Below are 1189 nucleotides of genomic sequence, written 5' to 3' on the forward strand. Positions count from 1 at the left end.
CCGCATGGCCGGCCAGTTCGCCAAGCCCCGCTCGAGCGACTCGGAGACGCGCGGCGACCTGACGCTGCCCGCGTACCGGCTCCGGCCAGGGAGGATCGCGCGTCGTCAACCCGATCCTCGACCTCGGCGACGACCTCCGCCGCCCCGTCGACGTCGAGGCGCTCCGCTACTCGACCGAATCGCTGACGCCCCTCTACTTCAAGGTCACGACGCTCTCGCGCTTCGAGGGCGACGAGTGGGCCCCGTCGCCGCTGCGCCCGCCGGACGGGAACACCGTCGACGAGATCGGCCCCGACCTCGGCGCCGGATCCGACGTGCCGGCCGAGGAGGTCGAGGCGCGCGTGCAGGTCGAGGGCTCCTCGAGCGCCTGGCTGCCCGTGCCCTACGCGCCCCGCAGCGTCGCCGGGCTCGAGGGCTCGTGGCGCTGGTCGGAGCAGGGCCTCGCGATCCGCTCGTCCGACTCCGACAGCCGCGACCAGAGCTACACCGTGACGAGCGGGCTGCCCCGCCCCGACCGCGAGCAGCTGGAGGCCGTGCCGCCGGAGACGGACGACGACCTCGAGCCGTACCTGCAGATCCCCACCGACACCCCGGCCATCGTCGCCTCCACCACGGCCGACGTGCTGGCCGGCATCGACACGCCATACGACCAGGCGCTCGCGCTCCAGGAGTTCTTCACCGGCGGGCAGTTCCGCTACTCCGAGGACGCGCCCGTCCAGCAGGGCTACGACGGCAGCGGCGTGGACGTCGTGGGGGAGTTCCTGCGCGTGCGCTCCGGCTACTGCGTGCACTTCGCGTCGGCCATGGCGATCATGGCGCGCGAGGCGGGCATCCCGTCGCGCGTGGCCGTGGGCTACCTGCCGGGCGACCAGGTCGGGCGCGACGGCGACCTCATCACCTACCGCGTCGGATCCCACGACCTGCACTCCTGGCCCGAGCTGTACTTCTCCGGCATCGGCTGGATCGCGTTCGAGCCGACGCCGGGTCGCGGCCAGGCAGCGCCCTACGCCCAGCCGTCCGCCGCGCCGACCGCGGCGCCCACGCCGTCCGCCTCGCCGAGCGCCCCCGCGGAGGCCACGCCGTCCGCGACGCCGGCGCCCACCACGTCCGCCGCGCCCGGGGCGAGCGGCGCCACCGGCGTCCGGATCCCGTGGGCCGCCCTCGGGACGGCCGGCCTCGTCCTCCTCGT

General features: G+C 75.2%; 1 protein-coding gene and 1 pseudogene. Both read left to right on the forward strand.

Going from position 1 to position 1189, the window contains the following annotated elements; translation table 11 throughout:
- A pseudogene (locus DZG00_RS17215) lies at nt 1–79 on the forward strand (3-deoxy-7-phosphoheptulonate synthase); the annotation flags it as partial.
- A gap of 34 nt (nt 80–113) precedes the next feature.
- A partial coding sequence (locus DZG00_RS15580; RefSeq protein WP_233550170.1) for a transglutaminase TgpA family protein occupies nt 114–1189 on the forward strand: 1076 nt, incomplete at its 3' end.

It is taken from the genome of Clavibacter lycopersici, from assembly GCF_003576405.1.
Classification (GTDB): domain Bacteria; phylum Actinomycetota; class Actinomycetes; order Actinomycetales; family Microbacteriaceae; genus Clavibacter; species Clavibacter lycopersici.